19 protein-coding genes and 1 pseudogene are annotated in these 21828 nt (G+C 64.9%); 10 read left to right on the top strand and 10 right to left on the bottom strand.

Annotated features, from left to right (window positions below):
- Nucleotides 1-184: 184 nt before the first annotated feature.
- The 3 genes from BLEFHOIH_RS16925 to BLEFHOIH_RS16915 all read left to right on the top strand — a co-directional run bounded on the left by BLEFHOIH_RS16925 (nt 185) and on the right by BLEFHOIH_RS16915 (nt 5568).
- Nucleotides 185-2545 carry an EAL domain-containing protein gene (locus BLEFHOIH_RS16925; RefSeq protein WP_088347201.1) on the top strand — a complete coding sequence of 787 codons (2361 nt, stop codon included), beginning with the start codon at nt 185-187 and terminating at the stop codon, nt 2543-2545.
- Between the two features lie 117 nt (nt 2546-2662).
- The gene (locus BLEFHOIH_RS16920; RefSeq protein WP_088347200.1) at nt 2663-4231 is read left to right on the top strand and encodes a TldD/PmbA family protein; all 1569 of its coding nucleotides are present in this window, start codon (nt 2663-2665) and stop codon (nt 4229-4231) included.
- Nucleotides 4232-4233: 2 nt separating this feature from the next.
- Nucleotides 4234-5568: a metallopeptidase TldD-related protein gene (locus BLEFHOIH_RS16915; protein WP_088347199.1), complete on the top strand. Its 1335-nt coding sequence runs from the start codon at nt 4234-4236 to the stop codon at nt 5566-5568.
- 75 nt (nt 5569-5643) lie between these two features.
- Here BLEFHOIH_RS16915 and BLEFHOIH_RS16910 read toward each other — a convergent pair whose 3' ends face one another.
- Entirely contained in the window at nt 5644-6420 is a 777-nt protein-coding gene (locus BLEFHOIH_RS16910) for a DUF6456 domain-containing protein (protein WP_088347198.1), read from the bottom strand.
- 106 nt (nt 6421-6526) lie between these two features.
- Nucleotides 6527-6808: a helix-turn-helix domain-containing protein gene (locus tag BLEFHOIH_RS16905; RefSeq protein ID WP_280950364.1), complete on the bottom strand. Its 282-nt coding sequence runs from the start codon at nt 6806-6808 to the stop codon at nt 6527-6529.
- Nucleotides 6809-7088: 280 nt separating this feature from the next.
- On the opposite strand from BLEFHOIH_RS16905, the gene BLEFHOIH_RS16900 reads away from it, so the two are divergent.
- Together BLEFHOIH_RS16900 and BLEFHOIH_RS27035 are read left to right on the top strand one after the other, a co-directional pair.
- Nucleotides 7089-7652 (top strand): helix-turn-helix transcriptional regulator, encoded by a 564-nt coding sequence (locus BLEFHOIH_RS16900; protein ID WP_088347197.1) that lies wholly within the window; start codon nt 7089-7091, stop codon nt 7650-7652.
- A gap of 86 nt (nt 7653-7738) precedes the next feature.
- A pseudogene (locus BLEFHOIH_RS27035) lies at nt 7739-7996 on the top strand (hypothetical protein); the annotation flags it as partial.
- Between the two features lie 94 nt (nt 7997-8090).
- Here BLEFHOIH_RS27035 and BLEFHOIH_RS16890 read toward each other — a convergent pair.
- The 7 genes from BLEFHOIH_RS16890 to cysS form a co-directional block, all read right to left on the bottom strand.
- Nucleotides 8091-8600 (bottom strand): PAS domain-containing protein, encoded by a 510-nt coding sequence (locus BLEFHOIH_RS16890; protein ID WP_088347196.1) that lies wholly within the window; start codon nt 8598-8600, stop codon nt 8091-8093.
- Between the two features lie 343 nt (nt 8601-8943).
- Nucleotides 8944-9357 (bottom strand): DUF423 domain-containing protein, encoded by a 414-nt coding sequence (locus tag BLEFHOIH_RS16885; RefSeq protein WP_088347195.1) that lies wholly within the window; start codon nt 9355-9357, stop codon nt 8944-8946.
- Nucleotides 9358-9371: 14 nt separating this feature from the next.
- Nucleotides 9372-10991: a citramalate synthase gene (gene cimA / locus BLEFHOIH_RS16880; RefSeq protein ID WP_088347194.1), complete on the bottom strand. Its 1620-nt coding sequence runs from the start codon at nt 10989-10991 to the stop codon at nt 9372-9374.
- 11 nt (nt 10992-11002) lie between these two features.
- Nucleotides 11003-11458 carry a GFA family protein gene (locus tag BLEFHOIH_RS16875; protein WP_088347359.1) on the bottom strand — a complete coding sequence of 152 codons (456 nt, stop codon included), beginning with the start codon at nt 11456-11458 and terminating at the stop codon, nt 11003-11005.
- A gap of 3 nt (nt 11459-11461) precedes the next feature.
- A complete protein-coding gene (locus tag BLEFHOIH_RS16870; protein WP_088347358.1) occupies nt 11462-11848 on the bottom strand; it encodes a VOC family protein in 387 nt (128 codons plus the stop codon).
- 8 nt (nt 11849-11856) lie between these two features.
- Nucleotides 11857-12165 carry an endonuclease domain-containing protein gene (locus BLEFHOIH_RS27320; RefSeq protein WP_245297054.1) on the bottom strand — a complete coding sequence of 103 codons (309 nt, stop codon included), beginning with the start codon at nt 12163-12165 and terminating at the stop codon, nt 11857-11859.
- Nucleotides 12166-12458: 293 nt separating this feature from the next.
- Nucleotides 12459-13868, bottom strand: coding sequence for a cysteine--tRNA ligase (gene cysS / locus BLEFHOIH_RS16860; RefSeq protein ID WP_088347192.1), 1410 nt, complete (start codon nt 13866-13868; stop codon nt 12459-12461).
- 357 nt (nt 13869-14225) lie between these two features.
- On the opposite strand from cysS, the gene carB reads away from it, so the two are divergent.
- A complete protein-coding gene (gene carB / locus BLEFHOIH_RS16855) occupies nt 14226-17588 on the top strand; it encodes a carbamoyl-phosphate synthase large subunit (RefSeq protein ID WP_088347191.1) in 3363 nt (1120 codons plus the stop codon).
- A 78-nt stretch (nt 17589-17666) separates the two neighbouring features.
- Complete coding sequence (greA, locus tag BLEFHOIH_RS16850; RefSeq protein ID WP_088347190.1) at nt 17667-18146, top strand: transcription elongation factor GreA; 480 nt, start codon at nt 17667-17669, stop codon at nt 18144-18146.
- 90 nt (nt 18147-18236) lie between these two features.
- On the opposite strand, the gene BLEFHOIH_RS16845 is transcribed toward greA, so the two are convergent.
- Nucleotides 18237-18728: an Lrp/AsnC family transcriptional regulator gene (locus BLEFHOIH_RS16845; protein ID WP_088347189.1), complete on the bottom strand. Its 492-nt coding sequence runs from the start codon at nt 18726-18728 to the stop codon at nt 18237-18239.
- Nucleotides 18729-18817: 89 nt separating this feature from the next.
- Between BLEFHOIH_RS16845 and BLEFHOIH_RS16840 the strand changes: the two genes are divergently transcribed.
- From BLEFHOIH_RS16840 to BLEFHOIH_RS16830, 3 genes are all read left to right on the top strand, one after another.
- On the top strand, nt 18818-19840 hold the full coding sequence (locus tag BLEFHOIH_RS16840) for a mitochondrial fission ELM1 family protein (RefSeq protein ID WP_170937209.1): 1023 nt from the start codon (nt 18818-18820) through the stop codon (nt 19838-19840).
- A 74-nt stretch (nt 19841-19914) separates the two neighbouring features.
- Nucleotides 19915-20877, top strand: coding sequence for a thioredoxin-disulfide reductase (gene trxB / locus BLEFHOIH_RS16835; RefSeq protein WP_088347187.1), 963 nt, complete (start codon nt 19915-19917; stop codon nt 20875-20877).
- Between the two features lie 34 nt (nt 20878-20911).
- The gene (locus tag BLEFHOIH_RS16830; protein WP_088347186.1) at nt 20912-21808 is read left to right on the top strand and encodes a LysR family transcriptional regulator; all 897 of its coding nucleotides are present in this window, start codon (nt 20912-20914) and stop codon (nt 21806-21808) included.
- Nucleotides 21809-21828 lie beyond the last annotated feature (20 nt).

Below are 21828 nucleotides of genomic sequence, written 5' to 3'. Positions count from 1 at the left end.
TATTAACCCGGCGCGGTATAAGCTGTGCGGTTAACATGTTATCACAGGGGCCGACTTGGCTGGTCTCCTGAGGAGACGCCATGAGTTATGCTTCGGCCACCGCCCCGCGCCCGCATCATGACCGCAGCGCAGACGCCTATTGGCAGACGCGCCGGGTAGCCTCGGCCGCCCTGCCGGCAGCGCCATGAGCGCAGCCCGTCCCGACCGGACCGTGCAACTCGCCTTCGGCGCGGCCATGATAATGCTGCTGGTCGTGGGCGCGCTTTCCTATCGCAGCACGATCGCTTCCCATGCCAGCGACCGCTGGGTGCAGCACACGCAGGAAGTCCTGGCGAGACTGCAGGATTTGTCCTTCAGCATGGAGGCGATCTCATCGAGCGTGCGCCGCTTCGTCATCACCGGCGAGGATATCGATCTCGACGCCTACCGTGCCGCCGACGTCAATATTCGCCGGCTCATGCCCATCATCGGCAACCTGACCAAGGACAACCCGCTTCAGCAATCGAGGCTGCCGCTGCTCCAGCAATTGTCGTCCTCGAGAATAGAACGGGGAAAATCGATCATTGCGCTGCGCAATGAAAGCGGGATCGACGCCGCCATGGAATCCGTCCGGACGGGACCGACACGGCAGGTCTCGGCGGCCTATCAGGATGCGCTCGACCAGTTCCGGGGCGAAGAATTGCGGCTCTTGGCGCTGCGAACCGCCGATGCGCGGCGACATTCGCTGTGGTCGAACATCGTGCTCGGCCTCGGCACCGGTCTCGGCCTGCTGATCACGGCCGGCGCCGGCTGGCGGGTGTTGCGCGACAATGCCGAGCGCCACCGCGCCGAGGAGGCGCTGTTCGCGGAAAAGGAGCGCGCCGAGGTCACGCTCGCCAGCATCGGCGACGCCGTCGCCTGCACCGACATTTCCGGCAACCTCACCTATCTCAACGCCGTCGCGGAGCGGATGAGCGGCTGGAGCTGGCAGGAGGCCGCCGGCCGGCCGATGGGCGAGGTGCTGAAGATCATCGAGGGCTCCGGGCGTGAGACCATCGCCGATCCGATGGAGATGGCGGTGCGGCTGAACCACAACGCGCATCTGCCGGCCAATTGCATCCTCATCCGCCGCGACGGGCAGGATATTCCCATCGAGGATTCGGTTGCCCCCATCCATGACCGCGACGGCAACCCGACCGGCGCCGTGATGGTGTTCCGCGATGTCACCGCCTCCCGCGCCATGGCCCTCCAGATCGCCCATTCGGCCGAGCATGATTTCCTGACCGGACTGCCCAACCGGATGCTGCTGAACGACCGCATCAAGCAGGCCATCGCCCTCGCCCCGCGCCATATGAATCACGTCGCCGTGCTGTTCCTCGATCTCGACGGCTTCAAGCATATCAACGACAGCCTCGGCCATCCGATGGGCGACAAGCTGCTGCAATCCGTGGCCAACCGGCTGATCGGATGCGTTCGCAGCTCGGACACGGTCAGCCGGCAGGGCGGCGACGAGTTCGTCGTGCTCCTGCCCGAAGTGAAGCAATTGGAGACCATCACCCAAACCGCGAAGCGGATGCTGGTGGCCGTGTCCAAGTCTCATTCGATCGACGACCAGCACGACCTGCACGTGACCACCAGCATCGGCATCAGCATCTATCCCGATGACGGTCAGGACGCCGAAGCGCTGATCAAGAACGCCGACACCGCCATGTACCGGGCCAAGGAAAGCGGGCGCAAGTCCTACTGTTTTTTCAAGCCGGTGATGAACGTGCAGGCGGTGGAACGGCAATCCATGCAGGAGGGCCTGCGGCGGGCCCTAGAGCGCAATGAATTCTCCGTGGACTACCAGCCGAAATTCAATCTGACGACCGGGCTGGTGACCGGCGCCGAGGCGCTGATCCGCTGGAACCACCCGACGCGCGGCGCGGTGCCGCCGGCGCAATTCATCCCGGTCGCCGAGGATTGCGGCCTGATCCAGCAGATCGGGGCCTGGATCCTGCGCGAGGCGTGCTCGCAGGCCAAGGCGTGGCTCGATGCCGGCCTGCCGCCGACGATGATGGCCGTCAACGTCTCGGCGATGGAATTCGAGGATCCCAATTTTCTGGAAGGCGTGTTTGACGTGCTGGCGAAAACCGGCCTCGATCCCCGCTCGCTCGAGTTGGAACTGACCGAGAGCGTGCTGATGAAACGGGCGGATGTTGCCGTGGCGATCCTGCAAATGCTGCGCAAGCGCGGCATCAGGGTGACGGTGGACGATTTCGGCACCGGCTATTCCAGCCTCAGCTATCTGCGCAAGTTTCCTGTCGACGCGCTCAAGATCGACCAGTCCTTCGTCCGCCAGATCAGTACCGCCGGCGACAACACGGCGATTGTCGCCGCGGTGATCGAGATGGCGCGCGGCCTGCACCTCAAGGTGATCGCGGAAGGGGTGGAGACGAAGGAGGAGGTCGCCTTCCTGGCCGCGCATCATTGCGACGAGGGGCAAGGCCATTATTTCAGCCGGGCACTGCCGCCGGACCAGTTCGCCGCCTTGCTGGCGGTATCCGTGCGCTCGGGGGCGGCTTAGGGCGACTGCCCGGCCCCGCCGCGCCCGACCTGATTTCCCCTCCGGCCTGCCTCTCTCGGCATCGGCTCTGTCTCGTGCTACCCTGCCGGATTGCGCCTCATCCCATCGGGGGTCATCATGCATTTGCAGCATCAGTGCGGGACGCGCCCCGCGCTTCGCGCCACCCATCGTCTCACCAGCCCGCATCAGGCCGCCGACCTCGCCGCCGGCTTCGACCGCGCCGCCTGCACCGAGCTCGCCGACACCGCCTTGCGGCTCGCCCGCATCGCCGGGGCGGGCTATGCGGATATCCGGGTCGGCTGCAATCAGACCGAATTCTTCTATGCCCGCGAGGATAAGCTGCAGGCCGTGCAATATGCGCTGGAAGTCGGCTTCGGCGTCCGGGTGCTGATGAACGGAAGCTGGGGCTTCGCCGGCAGCAGCACGCTCGCCGAGGCCGAGGTCGAGCGGATGGTCGCCCGCGCGGTCGAGAATGCCCGCGCCAGCGCCCGCATCCAGGGCGCGCCGATCGTGATCGAGGACCTGCCCGCCTATCGCGAAGACTGGATCATGCCGCTGAAAACCGATCCGCTGCAAATCGCGACCGATGTGAAGGCGGCGCATCTCCTTGCCGTCAACGCCGCCGCGATGCGGAGCGGCGCCGATTTCTGCAGCGCGACGCTGCACACCGTGCGCGAGCAGCGCTTCTTCGCCAGCACGCGCGGCAGCGCCATCTTCCAGAACCGGCTGCGCACCTCGCCCGGCTTCACCGCCACCGCGACCAACAAGGACACCGGCAAGTTCGTGACCCGCGACAGCCTTGCCGCACCGCGCGGCGCCGGCTGGGACTATGTCGAGAGCTGCGACCTCGTCGCCGAGGCGGCGCTGGCCGGCGCCGAAGTGCGCGAGAAGCTGGCGGCGAAAAGCGTCGCGCCGGGCGCCTACGATCTGGTCATCGACCCGACCAATCTCTTCCTGACCATCCATGAATCCATCGGCCATTCGACCGAGCTCGACCGGGCGCTGGGCTGGGAGGCGGATTTCGCCGGCACATCTTTCATCACGCCGGACAAGCTCGGCAAGCTGCAGATCGGCTCGCCGCTGATGACCGTGATCGCCGACCGCTCGCAGGAGGGCGGCCTCGCCACCGTCGGCTTCGACGATGACGGGGCACGCACGGCGGGGCAGGAATTCCCCATCGTCGAGAACGGCGTCTTCAAGAACTATCAGATGGCGATGGGGCAGGCGCAATATATCGGCCGCGACGCCTCCAACGGCTGCGCCTATTGCGACAGCCCTGCCGCCTTCCCGATCCAGCGCATGCCGAACATTTCGTTGCAGCCCAACCCGCAGAAAACTTCGATCGACGACCTGATCGGCGGTATCGAGCGCGGCATCTACATCAAGGGCGCGGGAAGCTGGAGCATCGACCAGCAGCGCGACAATTTCCAGTTCAGCGGCCAGCTCTTTTACGAGATCAAGGGCGGCAAGCTCGGTCCGATGCTGCGCGACGTCGCTTATCAGAGCCGCACGGTCAGCTTCTGGAATGCGATGGACGGGCTCGGAGACAGTTCAACCTATGTCCTCGGCGGCAGCTTCTTCTGCGGCAAGGGCCAGCCGATGCAGCTCGCGCCGGTCTCGCATGGCGCGCCCGCCGCGCGCTTCCGCGGCATCACCGTGCTGAACACCGAGCGGGAGGATGCGTGACCATGCTGCTCTCCCCCTATGAGATCAAGGATCTGACCGACCGGCGGCTCGCCGCCTCCCGCGCCGATGGCTGCATCGTGCTTGTCGACGGCCGCGAGAAGGTCAATCTGCGCTTCGCCCGCAATAGCGCGACCTCGAACGGCGCGCGCAGCACCGTCGACGTCACCATCATCTCGCAATTCGGCCAGCAATCGGGCGGCGCATCGGTCTCCTCGCTGGACGAGGCCGCGCTGGAGGAAGCGCAGCGCCGCTCCGAGGAGATCGCCCGCCGCACGCCCGCCGACCCCGAGCACATGCCGCCGCTCGGCCCGCAGAGCTACGCCGAGGGCATCGCCTTCGACGCGGCGACAGCGGGCGCCCGGGCCGGCCGCCTCGCCGACGCCGCCCATGTCGCGATCGCCGGGGCTCAGGAGGCGGGGGTCGACGCGGCAGGCTTTGTCGAGGCGGGCGCATCGTTCAGCGCCATGGCGACGAGCGCCGGGCTGTTCGCCTACGACCGGGGCACCGTCGCCGACCTCACCGTCAGCGCGCGCCGCAAGGATGGAAGCTGGTCCGGCTGGGCCGGCGGTTCGCAACATCGCATCGACGAGCTCGCGCCCGACCGCATCGCCCGCCGCGCCATCGGCAAGGCCGCCCATGCGGGCGAGCCTTTCGACCTCGATCCCGGCCAATACACGGTCATCCTCGAACCCGCCGCCGTCGGCGAGCTGCTCGGCTTCCTGCTCTGGTCGTTCGACGCGCGCGAGGCGGACGAGGGCCGGAGCTGGCTGAGCGGCAAGGGCGGCGCCACGCGCCTCGGCGAGCACCTGCTCGACCGCCGCGTGACCCTGACCTCCAGCCCGGCCGACCCGCTCGCGCCGGTCGGGACATTCGGCCGCGAGGGGCTGCCGAACCGGCCCACGGCCTGGGTTGAGGACGGCGCCATCCGCACCATGTTCTGCGCGCGCTTCTGGGCCGCCAAGACCGGGCGCGAGCCGCGCCCGGCGCCCGGCGGCATGGTGATGGCGGGCGGTCCGACCGGCGTCGACGAGATGATCCGCGCCACCAAGCGCGGCGTGCTGGTCACGCGCATCTGGTACGCCAATATGCTCGATCCGCGCTCGCTGCTGATCACCGGCCTCACCCGTGACGGCAATTTCCTGATCGAGAACGGGCGTATCGCCGGCCCGGCGCGCAATTTCCGCTTCAACGAGAGCCTGATCGCCATGCTCGGCAATATCGACGCCATCGGCCCGACCGAGCGCATCAATGGCGGCGATATGGGCGTTGGGGCCCTCGCCGCCCCGCCGCTCCTGGTGAAGTCCTTCAACTTCGCCTCGCGCTCAAGCAGCATTTGACGCGAGGGGGATCCGGCAGGCGAGTGATCGCGGCGTCATCCGTCCGGTCCGCATCAGCTCAATGGCTGCCGCGTCTCATCCTGCTTCGCCGCTGAGCTTAGGGCGGTAATCCTCCGCGCCCCAATGCTGGAGGCGGCGTGCGAGGCCGGCCGAAAGCTGCCCCTCGCCGACGAGGCCGTAATGCCGGGCGAGCCGCGTCAGGGCGATCTGCAGGATGATCTTGCCCGATCGCTGCGGCCAGCCCTCCGTCTTCTCGGCTTGCTCCAGACCCTTCAGGTGGCAGCAGACATCGACCAGCACGCCGCACAATTCCGGCCCGACCGCCGCCAGCGCCCGCACCACGCGCTGCCGCGCCGCCATGACATTGTCCTGCAAGGCCGCCATGTCGTTCGCCGATGACCGGCCGGCGCCGCTCGCGGCGGGATTCCAGCTCGCGGTCACGCGCGCGGTCAGCCCCGCGAACTGATAGTCGGCACGCAGCCTTTCTCCGGCCTCGAACTGAAACGCCGCCAGCAAGGGCGCACCGCTCTTGTCCTTGCGGCTGGCGAGCCATGCCAGCGGGCTCTCGGCCTCGTTGACCATCGCCGGGCGTTTCGCCCCTTCGAAATCGATGACCCGGACCGCGCGCGCCTGATGCTGCGACTGGAATTCCTGGGCAGTGGACAGCCGCCGCTTCAGCCAGGCGACGCCCTCCGGGGTCAGCCGGTAGCCCGCCTCGCAGGCCTCCAACAACCCGTCCGCCAGCCAAACCCGCAACTCGTCCCAAGACACCGCGAGCCTGCCGCCCTGCTCATCCTCCGGGGATATCCTGTATGCACAGGCCCGCGCATCGCCGATTTCGGCGGTCTTCACAGGTGCGAGATGAGTATACTTTTTCGCCAATCGTCTAAATATCAGCAATTGTTTGTTATCATTCATAATTTATTTCATACCATGTGAACTGAGTATACGCAGGGCATTAGGCATTGCTCATGGGGGAGCCGGTTCTTGGCGGCGCGACGGCGCGCTCCATCAGGGCGAGCGCCCGGTCTATTTCCGGATCGTCGCGCAAGCCTTCGATGACCATGCAGCCATGCGCCACCGTGGTGCGGTCCCGGCAGAAGAGGCGGCCGACTTCCGTCAATGAGAGTCCGAATGCGACATGGGCCAGATACATGGCGGTCTGCCGGGCGAGCGCCACCGATGCGGCGCGGTCGCGCGAGCGCAGCGCAAGGGCAGAAATGCGAAACACCGATAGCACGCAATGCTCGACTAAACGATGGATATGGCTACTAGATATTGATGGCTGGCATGAACCCGCATACCATGCCCCCGGCAAAGCGGGACTTTGCGTGAAAGTAGGAACGTCGACCAAGTCCACTCTCCCCAATGTTTTAGCTCACTAAATCTGTCGCCGAGGCGGCGGACATGCAGCCAAGTCTGCGCGTCTGTCGTTAAAATTTACGGCGAAAGTGAACTGCGGGGATAAAACATTCGCAAAATATCTCGTCTACAGTGAAAAAACAGTAAGAGTACGCGAGATGCAAACCAGAATAAGAGAGTTTCGGAAGCTTCGGGGCATGACGCTCAAGGAGCTCGCCGACAAGATCAAAACGACGCCCCAGACCGTGCAGCGGCTGGAGACGGCGAATATGACGGTTTCGACCGACTGGCTTGAAAAGATCGCGCGTGCGCTTCTCGTCGAGCCGGCCGATCTCATCGGCGCGCGCTCGAGCCGGGAGATCCAGCTCATCGGCCGCATCGGCGAGCAGGGCCGGGTCAACCGCGTGCAGAACGGCCAGACCAATATTCATCTCGAAGTGCCCGCCGACAATCCGATCGCGGCGCGGCTCGACGCGACCGTCGGCTATTTCGAGGCCGGCACGGTGCTGATCGCCAACCGCTTCCGCGACGAGGATGTCGACAATGCGCATGGCGTCGACTGCCTGGTCGCCGTCGCCGACGGCCCGATCCTCCTGCGCCGCATGATTCGCGGCCGCGCCAGCGGCTGGACGCTGGTGCCCTATGAGAATGGCGGCGAAGTGCAATACGACCAGAGCATCCTCTGGGCGGCCCGCATCATCATGGCGATAAAGTATTTTTAAGGCTGGCGGCTGAAAGCCGCGCCGGACTTATCCCCGCCTCTCAGAGCCGTGACAGGCTCCGTTTCCCCTTCTGGACGGAGCAGTTCATGACGTTCTTCCGCAGCAGCCCCAGCCTTCGCATCCCCTCACCCGCCAAACGCAAGCCGCGCCCCGCCTATGACCGCGAGACGCAACTGCCCAAGCTGATCGGCCTGTGGCCGTCCGAATTGCGCGACATGTCGGCGGCGGGCACGCTCAAGATCGCCGCCTTGCTGCGCAAGTCGCTCCGCTCCGAGCGCCAGCGCGGCCGCGCCGGCCACTGGAGTTACGACCTCAATCGCCATATCGCGCTGGCCGAGGCGCTCAAAGCGGAACGCGCCCGCCTCACGGCGCTCAAAGCCGCCGAGCCGGCGCGCGCGTCAGCCGGAATCTCCGCCGGCAGGCTCCGCAGGGCCACGCTCAGCTCGCATTCTTCCTCGAGGTCGTGACCGAATCCAGCTCATAGGCGATGCTGACCGGCAGCGTAACGTCATGGCAGAGGATCTTGTTGACGATATTGCTGTCATCCGAGAGCGGCAGCCGCATCCAGAACAGCACGACATGATCGCGGTCGGCGACCGGCCCCTTGATCGCGCCCTGCATCGGCACCCGCTCCTCGATGACCTTGCGGTAGACCGCCAGCCAATAGCTGCGCTTCTCGCCGAACTCCAGGTCGAAGACGGATTTGCCCGTCACTTCACGCCCGAAGATGTCGCGCAGACGCGTACCCGCCAGGCGATAGATCACCTGCTCGGGCTGCCGGCCGGCCTCCAATATGCTGATCCCGGGCAGGAGCGCCGGGATCGCGGCCGGATTGATGTTGGCACGTGACGGCATGGCGCTGCCCTTGGCACAGGCACGCCAATAGTCAAACAGCTCGCGCTGCTCCCGAATCACGAGCTGTGCCCGAAAGGCAAGTTCGGACAGCATTGGCCCCCTCGATCTGAAGTCCGCGACGTCGGTCCGCCCCCGCGCCGCTTAACTTTATTTTAAGCAAAACTATGAGTGATTTGGCGGAGGGCGCGCAAGGCTAAGATGGCTAAAAAGTTCCATAATTCGGCAGCGATGTTGCTTGTCGGACGAGCCGCGCGCAACTGTGGCGGAAAAGAGTCCGCAGACGGAGTTTATGGAATTGTGGATGCAATTACATGAGGTCGCTCGCGAATCGCGGCCGGCCATGTCCGGCATGGAGCCGTTCGAGCCGTCGGCCTCGACTAGCCCGGAGCGCTATGCGCGGTAAAGACGGGGCTCAAGAAAAGCAGTCATGCCGGCTTCAGTCTTGCACGGCGCTCCGAAAGCCGAAGGCCGACAGCGCCAGCGCGGCCCAGCCGACCATGAAAGACACGCCGCCGACGGGCACGAGCGAGCGAAGGCTCTGCGCCGAATTCAGCACCTGCTGATAGATGCCGCCGGAGAAGAGCAGGATGCCGACGAGAAAGGCGGCGGCCGCGACATGCAGCAACAGGGACGCCCAGGCGCTTCGGCGGGTCTCCGTGGCGGCGAAAGTCACCGCGATGCCGAACAGCGCCAGCGAATGCACCATGTGGAGATTCTGTGCGGTGTCGTAGGATTTTACCGCGTTCGGCAGCAGGTTCAGGCTGGGGAGCGCATGCGCGCCATAGGCCGCCGCCGCCACCGCGAGCAGCGCCGATACACTCGCGACGAAGAGCCAGATCCGAAACGACATGCGCGGCGTCCTCTTCAAGCGGCCAGGGCTTCGGGCGCCGGGGCCTTGTTTTTCAGAAGCTTATAGGTAATCGAGTCGAGCAGCGCCTCGAAAGAGGCATCGACGATGTTCGGCGAGACGCCGACCGTGAACCAGCGTTCGCCGGTGTCGCGGTCGAGGGTTTCGATCAGCACGCGCGTCACGGCGTCGGTGCCGCCGGTGAGGATGCGCACCTTGTAGTCCACCAGCTCGATGCCGCGAATGTAGTCCTGGTACTTGCCGAGGTCGCGTCGGAGCGCCTGGTCGAGCGCGTGGACGGGGCCATTCCCCTCCCCGACATTCATGACCATCTGGCCGGCGACATGCACCTTCACCGTCGCCTCGGAAATGGTGACGAGCTGGCCGAGCGCATTGTGGCGGCGCTCGACCATGACGCGGAAACTGTCGACGCGGAAGAATTCGGGCACTTCGCCGAGCGCGCGCCGGGCAAGCAGTTCGAAGGAGGCGTCGGCGGCTTCATAGGCGTAGCCGATGGACTCGCGGCGCTTCACCTCTTCAAGCAGTTGCGCGATATGCGGATCGTCGGGGCGCAGGTTCAGGCCGATGCGCTCCAGCTCGGCGACGATGTTCGAGCGCCCCGCCTGGTTGGACACCAGCAGCTTTCGGCTGTTGCCGATCGCTTCCGGCGGCACATGCTCATAGGTGCGCGTGTCCTTCTGCACGGCGGAAACATGGATGCCGCCCTTATGCGCGAAGGCCGATTCGCCGACATAGGCCGCCGCCCGGTTCGGCGCGCGGTTCAGCACTTCGTCCAGGAGGCGCGAGGCGTGGGTCAGCCATTTCAGCCGCTCCAGCGTGATGCCGGTTTCGAAGCGGTCGGCAAAATCGGGTTTGAGCAGCAGCGTTGGGATGATCGAGGTCAGGTTGGCGTTGCCGCAGCGCTCGCCGATGCCGTTCAGCGTGCCCTGCACATGCCGGACGCCCGCGCGGATGGCGGCCAGCGTCACGGCGACGGCGTTCTCGGTATCGTTATGGCTGTGGATGCCGAGATGGTCGCCCGGCACATGGCGCGCGACCTCGGCGATGATGGCTTCGATCTCGTGCGGGAGCGTGCCGCCATTGGTGTCGCAGAGCACGACCCAGCGCGCGCCGGCCTCATAAGCGGTGCGGGCGCAAGCCAGAGCGTAGTCGGGGTCAGCCTTGAAGCCGTCGAAGAAATGCTCGCAGTCGATGAGCGATTCGCGCCCGGCGGCCGTGACGGCGCGGACGGAATCGGCGATCGAGTCCAGATTCTCCTCCTTGGAGACGCCGAGCGCGACCTGTACATGATAGGCCGAACTCTTGCCGACGAGGCAGACCGCATCCGCCTCGGCCTTCAGGATGTCGCCAAAGCCGGGATCGTTGGAGGCGGAACGACCGGCCCGCTTGGTCATGCCGAAGGCGGTTAGCCTGGCGCCGGAGAAGGTGCGCTTTTCGGCGAAGAAGGCGGTGTCGGTCGGGTTGGCGCCGGGATAGCCGCCTTCGATATAGTCGAGGCCGAGCTTGCCCAGCGTGCGCGCCACCAGCAGCTTGTCATCGAGCGAAAAGGTCACGCCCTGGGCCTGCGCCCCGTCGCGCAGCGTGGTGTCGAATAGGTAAAGACGCTCTTTGCTCATGTCCCGTTCGCTCAATCGTGGTCTGGATGCTGCGCCGACGCTTTCTTGGCGTTCAAATCGGCGGGCAGGTCGTCTTCGGTCACTGTGCCGGGCAGCCCGGCGAGTTCGGCGATCCAGGGCAGCCGGCTTTCCATGCCATATTGCCGACCGGGCTTCACCTCCGCCGGATGGTCGAGGCTGCCGATGGAGACATTGATCATATCGCTATCGAGATAGCGGAAGCTCAGCGGCGTGCCGCAGGCGGCGCAGAAGCCGCGCTCGGCGATGTTGGACGAGCGATAGAGCGCCGGCTGCCCGCGCGTCCATTCGAGCGCGGTCAGCGTGACGCCGGCCAGCGGGGCGAACAGCCCGCCAAAGGCTTTCTGGCACATGCGGCAATGGCAGATATGGGGATCGATGGGCTCGCCCGAAAAGGCGTAGCGCACCGCGCCGCATTGGCAGCCGCCCGTATGTCGCTCGTCGTCCATCATCTAAGCCTCGGCAGCATGGCAGACCGCTTCGAGATTATGGCCTTCGGGGTCGAGGACGAAGGCGGCGTAATAATTCGGATGGTAGTCCTTGCGAAGGCCGGGAGGGCCGTTGTCGGTGCCGCCCGCCGCCATCGCCGCCGCGTAGAACGCATCCACGCCAGCGCGGTTGTCCGCCCGGATGGCGATGTGCACGCGCGGGCTTGCCTGCCCACCGCCCGCGATCCACAGGATCGGCTTCTCGCGGCCGAGCCCGGCGCCCTCGAAATCGCCGGTCTCCTCCTTGCCGAGCTGCATCAAGACCTTCACCCCGAGCGGCGCCAGCGCCTTCTCGTAGAATGCGAGCATGGCGGGAAAGTCGGCGACGCTGAGGCCGGTATGGTCGATGATGAGTTCGGTCATGCGAGTGCCTCCTGTTCGGTGGCGGCGCGCGCGGTCAGATCCGCGAGGACGCCGTCCGGGTTGTCGAGGACGTCCGATTTCCAATAACGGGCGACCGTGAAGCCGTGATGTCGGAACCAGGCGTCGCGGTCGGGGGCGTGCGGGGAGCGCGCGTGCTGCCCTCCGTCGGTTTCGACGATGAGGTGGCATTCGTGGCTGAGGAAGTCCGCGACGTATGGGCCGATGGGAACTTGTCGGCGGAATTTGCAGCCGGCGAGTTTACGGCTGCGCAGGAGCGACCAGAGTTTGCGCTCGGCGTCGGTCATGGTTTTGCGGAGACGGCGGGCCGTATCGCGGTTTGGGTGGCGGGATTTGGCGGCGCTAGACGCTGCGCTCGCAGCCTCCCCCTCACCCGGTCGCCTTCGGCGCCCGCCCTCTCCCTCAAGGGGAGAGGGCTGAGCCGTGCCGTGTGGAGGGGCCGTGACCCATTTCGAGCGGGCGCCGCTGCTTACCAGCATGACGTTGTCCGCCTCGGTGTCTTCTCGCTCAGCGTAGCCCTCTCCCCTCGAGGGAGAGGGCGGACGCGAAGCGGCCGGGTGAGGGGGCTTTTTTTTCTGACTCACCGCGCGATCTCCCAGCTCGTCTCGATCTCGCCCGTCTTCGGGTTCTTCGCATCCTTGATGACCACGCCCATGGCGACGAGCTCATCGCGGATGCGGTCGGCCTCGGCCCAGTTTTTCTCCGTGCGCGCGGCGATACGTGCCTCGATCAGTGCGCGGATCTCAGCATCGCTCGCAAGCGTCCGCGCCTGCGCCTCGCCGTTCTGCAGACGGCCGAGGCGGTCACGGCGGCCGGTCAGCCCGAGGAATTGCAGGCTCGCCAGCAGGTCCGCATAGCGCCGCTCCTGCGCCATCTTGTGCAACTCGGCAATCGCGCCGGGGGTATTAAGATCGTCGAGCAGCGGCTCGATGAAGGCGTCGGGCAGCTTCCGGCTCGGCTCGACATCGGCCAGATGTCCGTACCAGTCCCACAGCGTCTTATGCGCGTTGTCGAGGCTGTCATAGGTCCAGTCGGTCGGCTGGCGGTAATGCGTATGCAGCATGTTGAAGCGGATGGCGTCGCCCGGCCAGCCATAGCCACCCCAGTCCTTCAGCAGTTCGTTGATGGTGACGAAATTGCCCTCGCTCTTGGACATCTTCTCGCCCTCGACCTGCAAATGCCCGTTATGCATCCAGACATTGGCCATCAGCTCGGTGCCATGGGCGCAGCGGCTCTGCGCCACCTCGTTCTCATGATGCGGGAAGACCAGATCGATGCCGCCGCCATGGATGTCGAAGACGTCGCCGAGCAGCGCGCCCGCCATCGCCGAGCATTCCAGGTGCCAGCCGGGGCGGCCGGGGCTCGCAATGCCCGAAGGCGACGGCCAGGACGGCTCGCCTTCCTTCGACGGCTTCCACAGCACGAAATCCATCGGATCGCGCTTATAGGGCGCGACCTCGATGCGCGCGCCCGCCCGCATCTCGTCGAGCGAGCGCCGGGCAAGCTGGCCGTAATCCGGCATCGCCGCGACGTGGAACAGCACATGCTCCTCGCCGACATAGGCAAAGCCCTTTTCGACCAGGGTCTCGATCATCGCCCGCATCTGCTCGATATATTCGGTCGCGCGCGGTTCATCCGTCGGCGGCAGGCAGCCGAGCGCGGCGACGTCGCGGTGGAACTGCGCCGTGGTCTCGACGGTCAGCTTGCGGATGGCCTCGTTGAGCGGCAGGTCCGGATAAAGCTCGCAGGCGCGGGCGTTAATCTTGTCGTCGACATCGGTGATGTTGCGGACATAGCGGACATGCTCCGGCTCGTAGAGGTGGCGGAGCAGCCGGTACAGCAGGTCGAAGACGATGACGGGGCGTGCATTGCCGATATGGGCATAGTCGTAGACGGTCGGGCCGCAGACATACATGCGCACATTGCTCGGGTCGAGCGGACGGAACTCTTCCTTCTTCCGCGTGCGCGTATTGTAGAGTCTTGGCAGCACGAAACGCCTCCTCGAATTAGCCGAGGCGCGATGTCCGGTTCAATTTTGGGAAAAGCAGAACGGTCGCGCCAGCTTATGTTAGCCCGCGATAATGATGCAGATAATGGCACGGCCGGAACGGCTTAGGGTCATCATCGCGGCACAATGTCGAGTTTTCGAAAAGCGGTCAAGGCAAATAGCCGCGGTTCAGATTCGCCTCAGAAGAATAGACCGGCGATTCGCGCCCCTGCATACCTGATGCACAATCTTTAGCGGTTTAGCCGCCCCGACCGCCCCAAACCTGTTAGATTGCGGGAAAGCTCCTTGTTGAAACTCGCCCCAGTTCCTTTATAAGCGCGCGGAACCGAGTGCTCATTTATGCCCAAACGTACAGACATCGACTCCATTCTGATCATCGGAGCCGGGCCGATCGTTATCGGCCAGGCTTGTGAATTCGACTATTCCGGCACCCAGGCCTGCAAGGCGCTGCGGGCCGAGGGTTATCGGATCATTCTGGTGAATTCCAATCCCGCCACGATCATGACCGATCCGGAACTGGCGGACGCTACCTATATCGAGCCGATCACGCCGGAGATCGTCGCCAAGGTGATCGAGCGCGAGCGCGCCGAATATCCGGGCGAGCGGATGGCGCTGCTCCCGACCATGGGCGGCCAGACCGCGCTGAACACGGCGCTGGCTTTGTTCAAGGATGGCACGCTGAAGCGGCTCGACGTCGAGATGATCGGCGCCAGCGCGGACGCCATCGACAAGGCCGAGAACCGCCACCGTTTCCGCGAGGCGATGCACAAGATCGGCCTCGACACGCCGAAATCCATGCTGGCGCACGATCTGACCGAAGCCCTGAAGGGGCTGGAAACCATCGGCCTGCCCGCCATCATCCGGCCGTCCTTTACGCTCGGCGGCACCGGCGGCGGCGTCGCCTATAATCGCGAGGAATATCTGCGCATCATCGAGCGGGGCCTCGACGCCTCGCCGACGCGCGAAGTGCTGGTCGAGGAATCGGTGCTCGGCTGGAAGGAATATGAGATGGAGGTCGTCCGCGACAAGGCGGATAACTGCATCATCATCTGCTCCATCGAGAATATCGACCCGATGGGCGTGCATACGGGCGACTCGATCACCGTCGCTCCGGCGCTGACGCTGACCGACAAAGAATACCAGATGATGCGCAACGCCTCGATCGCGGTGCTGCGCGAGATCGGCGTCGATACCGGCGGCTCGAACGTGCAGTTCGCCGTCAATCCGGTGGACGGGCAGCTCGTCGTCATCGAGATGAACCCGCGCGTTTCGCGCTCCTCGGCTCTCGCATCGAAGGCGACCGGCTTTCCGATCGCCAAGGTCGCCGCGCGCCTCGCCGTCGGCTATACGCTCGACGAACTCGAGAACGACATCACGCAGGGCGCGACGCCGGCTTCCTTCGAGCCGACCATCGATTACGTCGTCACGAAAATCCCGCGCTTTGCCTTCGAGAAGTTCCCCGGCGCGATTTCGACGCTGACCACCTCGATGAAATCGGTCGGCGAAGTGCTGGGCCTTGGCGGCACCTTCCAGGAATCGCTGCAGAAGGCGCTGCGCTCGATGGAGACCGAGCTGACCGGCCTTGATGACGTGCAGTTCGAGGGGCTCGGCCAGGGCGACGACAAGAATGTCGTGCGCGAGGCGCTGGGCCGTCCGGCGCCCGATCGCATCTTGAAGGTCGCGCAGGCGCTCCGGCTGAATGTCGATCACGAGCAGATCTACATGTCCTGCAAGATCGACCATTGGTTCGTCAGCCAGATCCAGGAGATCGTGGACTGGGAGAACCGCGTCCGCGCCCACGGCCTGCCGGAGACCAAAACGCAGTTCCGCGCGCTGAAGGCCAAGGGCTTTTCCGATGCCCGCCTGGCGACGCTCGCCGGCCTCTCCACCGATGAGGTGACGCGCCGCCGCCATGCGCTGGGGGTCCACCCGGTCTATAAGCGCATCGACACCTGCGCCGCCGAATTCGCCTCGCCGACGCCCTACATGTATTCGACCTATGAGAGCGGCAGCGACGACGAGGCCGCCTGCGAGGCAGATCCGACCGACCGCGAAAAAATCATCATTCTGGGCTCGGGGCCGAACCGCATCGGCCAGGGCATCGAGTTCGACTATTGCTGCTGCCATGCCGCCTTTGCGCTGTCGAAGGCCGGCTATGAAACCATCATGGTCAATTGCAACCCGGAAACCGTCTCGACCGATTACGACACCTCCGACCGGCTCTATTTCGAGCCGCTGACCGCCGAGGATGTGCTCGAGATCGTCCGCGTCGAGAGCAAGCGCGGCAAGGTCAAGGGCGTCATCGTTCAGTTCGGCGGCCAGACGCCGCTGAAACTGGCGCAGGCGCTCGAAGACGCCAATGTGCCGATCCTCGGCACCTCGCCCGACGCCATCGACCTCGCCGAAGACCGCGACCGCTTCAAGCTGCTGATCGAACGGCTCGGCCTGCGCCAGCCGCGCAACGGCATCGCCCACAGTGTCGAGCAGACCCAGCTCATCGCCGAGGAGATCGGCTATCCGCTGGTGATCCGCCCGTCCTACGTGCTCGGCGGCCGCGCCATGGCCATCATCCACGACGGCATCGCGCTGAAGGACTATATCGAGACGACGCTCGCCTCCTTCGTCCCGCCGGATGTGCGCAACCGCCATCCGGGCCGCCCGCTTGCCCAGATCAACGACGTGCTCGCCCGCAATGCGCTGCTGTTCGACAGCTATCTGCGCGACGCCATCGAGGTCGATGTCGACGCCATCGCCGATGGCAAGGATGTCTTCATCTGCGGCATCATGGAGCATATCGAGGAAGCGGGCGTGCATTCGGGCGATTCGGCCTGCTCGCTGCCGCCCTATTCGCTCTCGCCGGAGCTGATCGCCGCCATCAAGGTGCAAACCACCAAGCTGGCGCTGGCGCTGAAGGTCGTCGGCCTGATGAATGTGCAATTCGCCATCAAGGACGGCGAAATCTACATTCTGGAAGTCAATCCGCGCGCCAGCCGCACCGTGCCTTTCGTGGCGAAGACCGTCGGCCTCGCGGTTGCCGGCATCGCCTCGCAGGTGATGGCGGGCAAGCCCTTGCGCGAATTCGCCCTCAAGGAGCCGGTGTTCAAGCATATCGCGGTGAAGGAAGCCGTCTTCCCCTTCGCCCGTTTCCCCGAAGTCGATCCGGTGCTCGGGCCGGAAATGCGCTCGACCGGCGAGGTCATGGGCATCGACATGGATTACGCGCTCGCCTTCGCCAAGAGCCAGATCGCGAGCGGCAGTAAGGTTCCGGCAAGCGGCACGGTGTTCGTTTCGGTCAAGGACACGGATAAGGACCGGATCATGCCATCGATCAGGGAATTGGTGGCGATGGGCTTCAAGATCCTTGCAACCAGAGGCACCAAGCGCCACCTCGAAGCTCACGGAATTCCGTGTGAGCGCATCAACAAAGTTCTTGAAGGCCGGCCCAATATCGTGGACGCTATGAAGAATGGCGAAGTTGCATTAGTATTTAACACCACGGAAGGGGCCAAGGCTCTGGCTGACAGTTCTGAGATAAGGCGCACGGCGCTTCTCTACCACATCCCCTATTATACGACGATTTCAGGGGCGCTGGCTGTCACCAAGGCGATCTCTGCGATGCGGGCCGGGATACTTGAAGTGGCCCCTTTGCAAAAATATATCGGCCGGAGTGGTCCAGCAGAGCGATCCGCTATCGCCAACTAGCCACCAATTTGTTTCAATTAATCGTCTGACGCAAAAGTTGGCCTAGGGAGGTTCTGGGGCCAAGGGAGAATTTGGGAAATGTCCTTAGAAAAAGTTCCGATGACCGCAGCTGGTTACGCCGCGCTGGAAGCCGAAATTAAACAATTAAAAACAGTTGAGCGTCCTCGCATCATCAAGGCGATTGCCGAAGCGCGTGCCCATGGGGATCTTTCTGAGAACGCCGAATATCATGCGGCGAAGGAAGCGCAGGGCATGAACGAGGCCCGCGTCTCCGACCTGGAAGACAAGATTTCCCGTGCCGACATCATCGACGTGTCGAAACTGTCCGGCGACACGGTGAAATTCGGCGCCGTGGTGCGCATCGTCGACGAGGACACCGACGACGAGCTGGCCTATCAGATCGTCGGCGATTTCGAGGCCGACGTGAAGGGCGGCAAGATCGCCATCAACTCGCCGATCGCGCGCGCCCTGATCGGTAAGCGGGCGGGCGACGTGGTCGAAGTGTCGACCCCGCGCGGCCACAAGAGCTACGAGATCCTGCAGGTCAAGTTCGGCTGATTTTCGGCCGCCTCCACACCGTCGCCCCGGCCGAAGAGCCGGGGCCTGCCCGCATCTCCTCTCGCTGCAGCGCTCGCCGGTCGGCAACCGTCAATCCAGCGGCAAGCCCGGCTCGAACTTAGAAATCCGGATCGAGAACGCCGTGCGCAGGTGGTCGACATTGGGCGCTGCGGTCAGATCGCGGATGATGAAGTTCTGGAAGGACGCCAGATCCGGCGCCACACATTTCAACAGGAAATCGACATCCCCCGAAAGCATCGCGCATTCGCGGACATAGCTCCAGGAACGGGCCAGCTTTTCGAAGGCGACCAGATCGGCCTCGGCCTGGCTGCTCAGCCGCACCATGGCATAGGCCTCCATGTCGAAACCGAGCAGCTTGGTGTTCAGCCGGGCATGGTAGCCAAGGATGTAGCCGGCTTTTTCCAGCGCCCGCACCCGGCGCAGACAGGGCGGCGCCGAAATGCCGACACGGCTCGCCAGTTCGACATTGGTCATCCGCCCGTCGGCCTGCAATTCCTTGAGGATTTGCCAGTCGATTCGGTCGAGCGTGGCCCATGCGGGCCCCTCGCGCCTGATGTTCATGCTTGGCCTCCGGGCCGGGCGGGTTTAGAGAGTGACTCTGCTGACTCGGCTTTGCCCCAACATAGATGCTGGCGACCCTCGCGCAAGAAATGAAAAGCGAAAACCCCACGGCAATCGATATTGTTGCGCCGGACGCCAATGCCGAAGCCCTGCGCGGGCGGCGCGGCTGGATCATTTCGGACGGCGTCGCCGGTCACCTGGCGATCACGCGGGGCATCGCCCAGACGCTGGGTCTGGCCTCGGAAGTCAAGCCGGTCGCGGCCCGAGCGCTCTGGCGGCATCTCGCCCCATTCGGCCCCGCCGACCCGCGCCAGCTCACGGCCCTGCTCGCCAAGCCTCTCCCTGAGATTGTCCTCGGCGCCGGGCGCCAGACCGTGCCCTTCGTCCGCGCGTTGAAGCGCGCGGGCGCTTTTGCCGTGCTGTTCCAGTCCCCTCGGGCCGGTCTCTCCAGCGCCGATCTGATTTGGGCGCCCACGCATGACGGCCTCGTCGGCCCGAACGTCATCGCGACCCCCACCCCGCCGCATCGCTTTACCGCTCAGGCGCTCCACGCGCTGCGCGAGACCATTCCGCCCGATATCGCCGCCCTGCCCTCCCCGCGCGTCGCGGTCTTCCTCGGCGGACCCGGCGCCGGCTATGCTTACGACGCCGCCACCATCGCCGATTTCGCCGCAAAACTGGCCCATATAGCCAGCCAGGGCGCGAGTTTTCTCATCACGCCCTCGCGCCGCACCCCCGGCGCCCTGCTCGCGGCCGCCGACGCCGCCACCGAGCACGCCCCACGCATCCTCTGGCGCGGCCTTGGGGAAAATCCTTACGCAAATTTCCTCGCCCACGCCGATCTGCTCATCGTCACGGCGGATTCGGTGAATATGGCAGGCGAGGCCTGCGCCACCGGCCGTCCCGTCTACATCTTCACGCCGCCCGGCGGACGCGCCAAATTCCGGCGCTTCCACGCGACTCTCGAGGCCCATGGCGCAACCCGCCCGCTGCCTTCGCCCCCCTCCGGGCTGACGACCTGGACCTATGAGCCGCTTCAGTCCGCCGAGCGCGTCGCGGCCGAGATTCTGGCCCGCTGGCGGCGTTTCCGGTCGACAATGTCGCGCCAATGAAACGCAAGACTTGTCAGCAAGCCTGACATTTCTTACCTCTGTGGTCGGGAAAAGGGTTGGAATCGGGAATAATTATGGGCGCACGCCACGAGAAGCTGATCATTATCGGTTCGGGACCGGCGGGTTACACCGCCGCGATTTACGCTGCCCGGGCCATGCTGAAGCCGCTGATCATCGAAGGCATCCAGCCCGGCGGACAGCTCACCATAACCACCGATGTCGAAAACTATCCCGGCTTTGCCGATGTTATCCAGGGCCCATGGCTGATGGAGCAGATGCGCGCGCAGGCGCTGCATGTCGGCACCGAGATCGTCTCCGACCATATCGCCTCGGTCGATTTCAGCCGCCGGCCGTTTAAGCTGAAGGCCGATAGCGGCGCCGAATACAGCGCCGACTCGGTCGTGATCGCCACCGGCGCCCAGGCGCGCTGGCTCGGCCTTGCGAGCGAGGAGCGGTTCAAGGGCTTTGGCGTCTCGGCGTGCGCCACCTGCGACGGCTTCTTCTGCCGCGAGAAGGACGTGGTGGTGATCGGCGGCGGCAATACGGCGGTCGAGGAGGCGCTGTTCCTCACCAATCACGCCAGGAAGGTCACCCTCATCCACCGCCGCAGCGAGCTGCGCGCCGAGCGCATCCTGCAGGACCGGCTGTTCAAGCACGACAAGATCGACGTGATCTGGAACACCGCGCTCGAGGAGGTGGTGGGCAGCGAAGCCCCGCTCAGCGTCAAGGCGGCGCGGCTGAAGAACCTGCTGACCGGCGAAGTCTATGACTACCCGACCGACGCCATCTTCATCGCCATCGGCCACACGCCGGCGACGGAGATCTTCAAGGGCCAGGTGGCGATGAAACCGAACGGCTACATCCTCATCGCGCCGCATTCGACCGCGACGAATGTCCCCGGTGTCTTCGCGGCCGGCGACGTGGCCGACGAAACCTATCGCCAGGCGGTCACCGCTGCCGGGATGGGCTGCATGGCTGCGCTCGAGGCGGAGAAGTTTCTCGCGCATCACGCAGCGCACGCGCAGGCTGCCGAGTAGTCATTTCGCAATTAAACAAGCATAATCGTTTTTCATGGACTGGGATAAGCTCAGAATATTTCACGCTGCGGCCGAGGCCGGCAGTTTCACCCACGCGGGTGAGACGCTGAATATGAGCCAGTCGGCTGTCAGCCGCCAGGTCAGCGCCCTGGAGCGGGAGCTGCGGGCGCCGCTGTTCCACCGCCATGCGCGCGGGCTGGTCCTGACCGAGCAGGGCGACCTGCTCTACCGCACTGCGCAGGACGTCTTCATGAAGCTGGCCTCGGCGGAAATCCTGCTCTCGGATTCGCGCGGCAAGCCGAATGGCGACCTGCGCATCACCACGACGGTGGCGCTCGGTATCGTCTGGCTGACGCCGCGCCTCGGCGAGTTCATGAATCTCTACCCTGACATCCGCGTGCAGCTCATCCTCAATGACGAGGAGCTGGATCTGGGCATGCGCGAGGCCGATGTGGCGATCCGCTTCCAGCCGCCATCGCAGAACGACCTCATCCGGCGCAAGCTGTTCGTGGTGCATAATCACGTCTACGCATCACCCGACTACGTCAAAAAGCACGGAACGCCGAAGACCATCGCCGAACTGGAGCGCCACCGCATTCTCACCTATGGCGGCATGGCGCCGCCGCATCTGCGCCGCATCAACTGGCTGGAGACAGCCGGCCGCGAGAACGGCTCGGCCGCGCGCATCGCCGGGGTGCAGATCAACAATGTGATCGGCCTGCTGGAAGGCGTCCGCCGGGGCCTCGGCCTCGCGGTGCTGCCGGATTACGTCGCCCGCGACGACCCCAAGCTCGTCGCCGTGCTCGACGGCGAAGACGGCCTTCCCAATTTCGAGACCTATTTCGTCTATCCCGAAGAGATGAAATCCTCCAAGCGCATCGAAGTCTTCCGCGATTTCATGGTCGCCAAGGCGCGGGAATGGTCGTTCTAGCCTGGGGCAGAGGCCCCAGC

This window comes from Rhodomicrobium sp. R_RK_3, from assembly GCF_002198715.1.
Lineage (GTDB): Bacteria > Pseudomonadota > Alphaproteobacteria > Rhizobiales > Rhodomicrobiaceae > R-RK-3.
The sequence above is the reverse complement of the archived record's forward strand: the minus strand, read 5'-3'. Positions and strand labels throughout refer to the sequence as shown.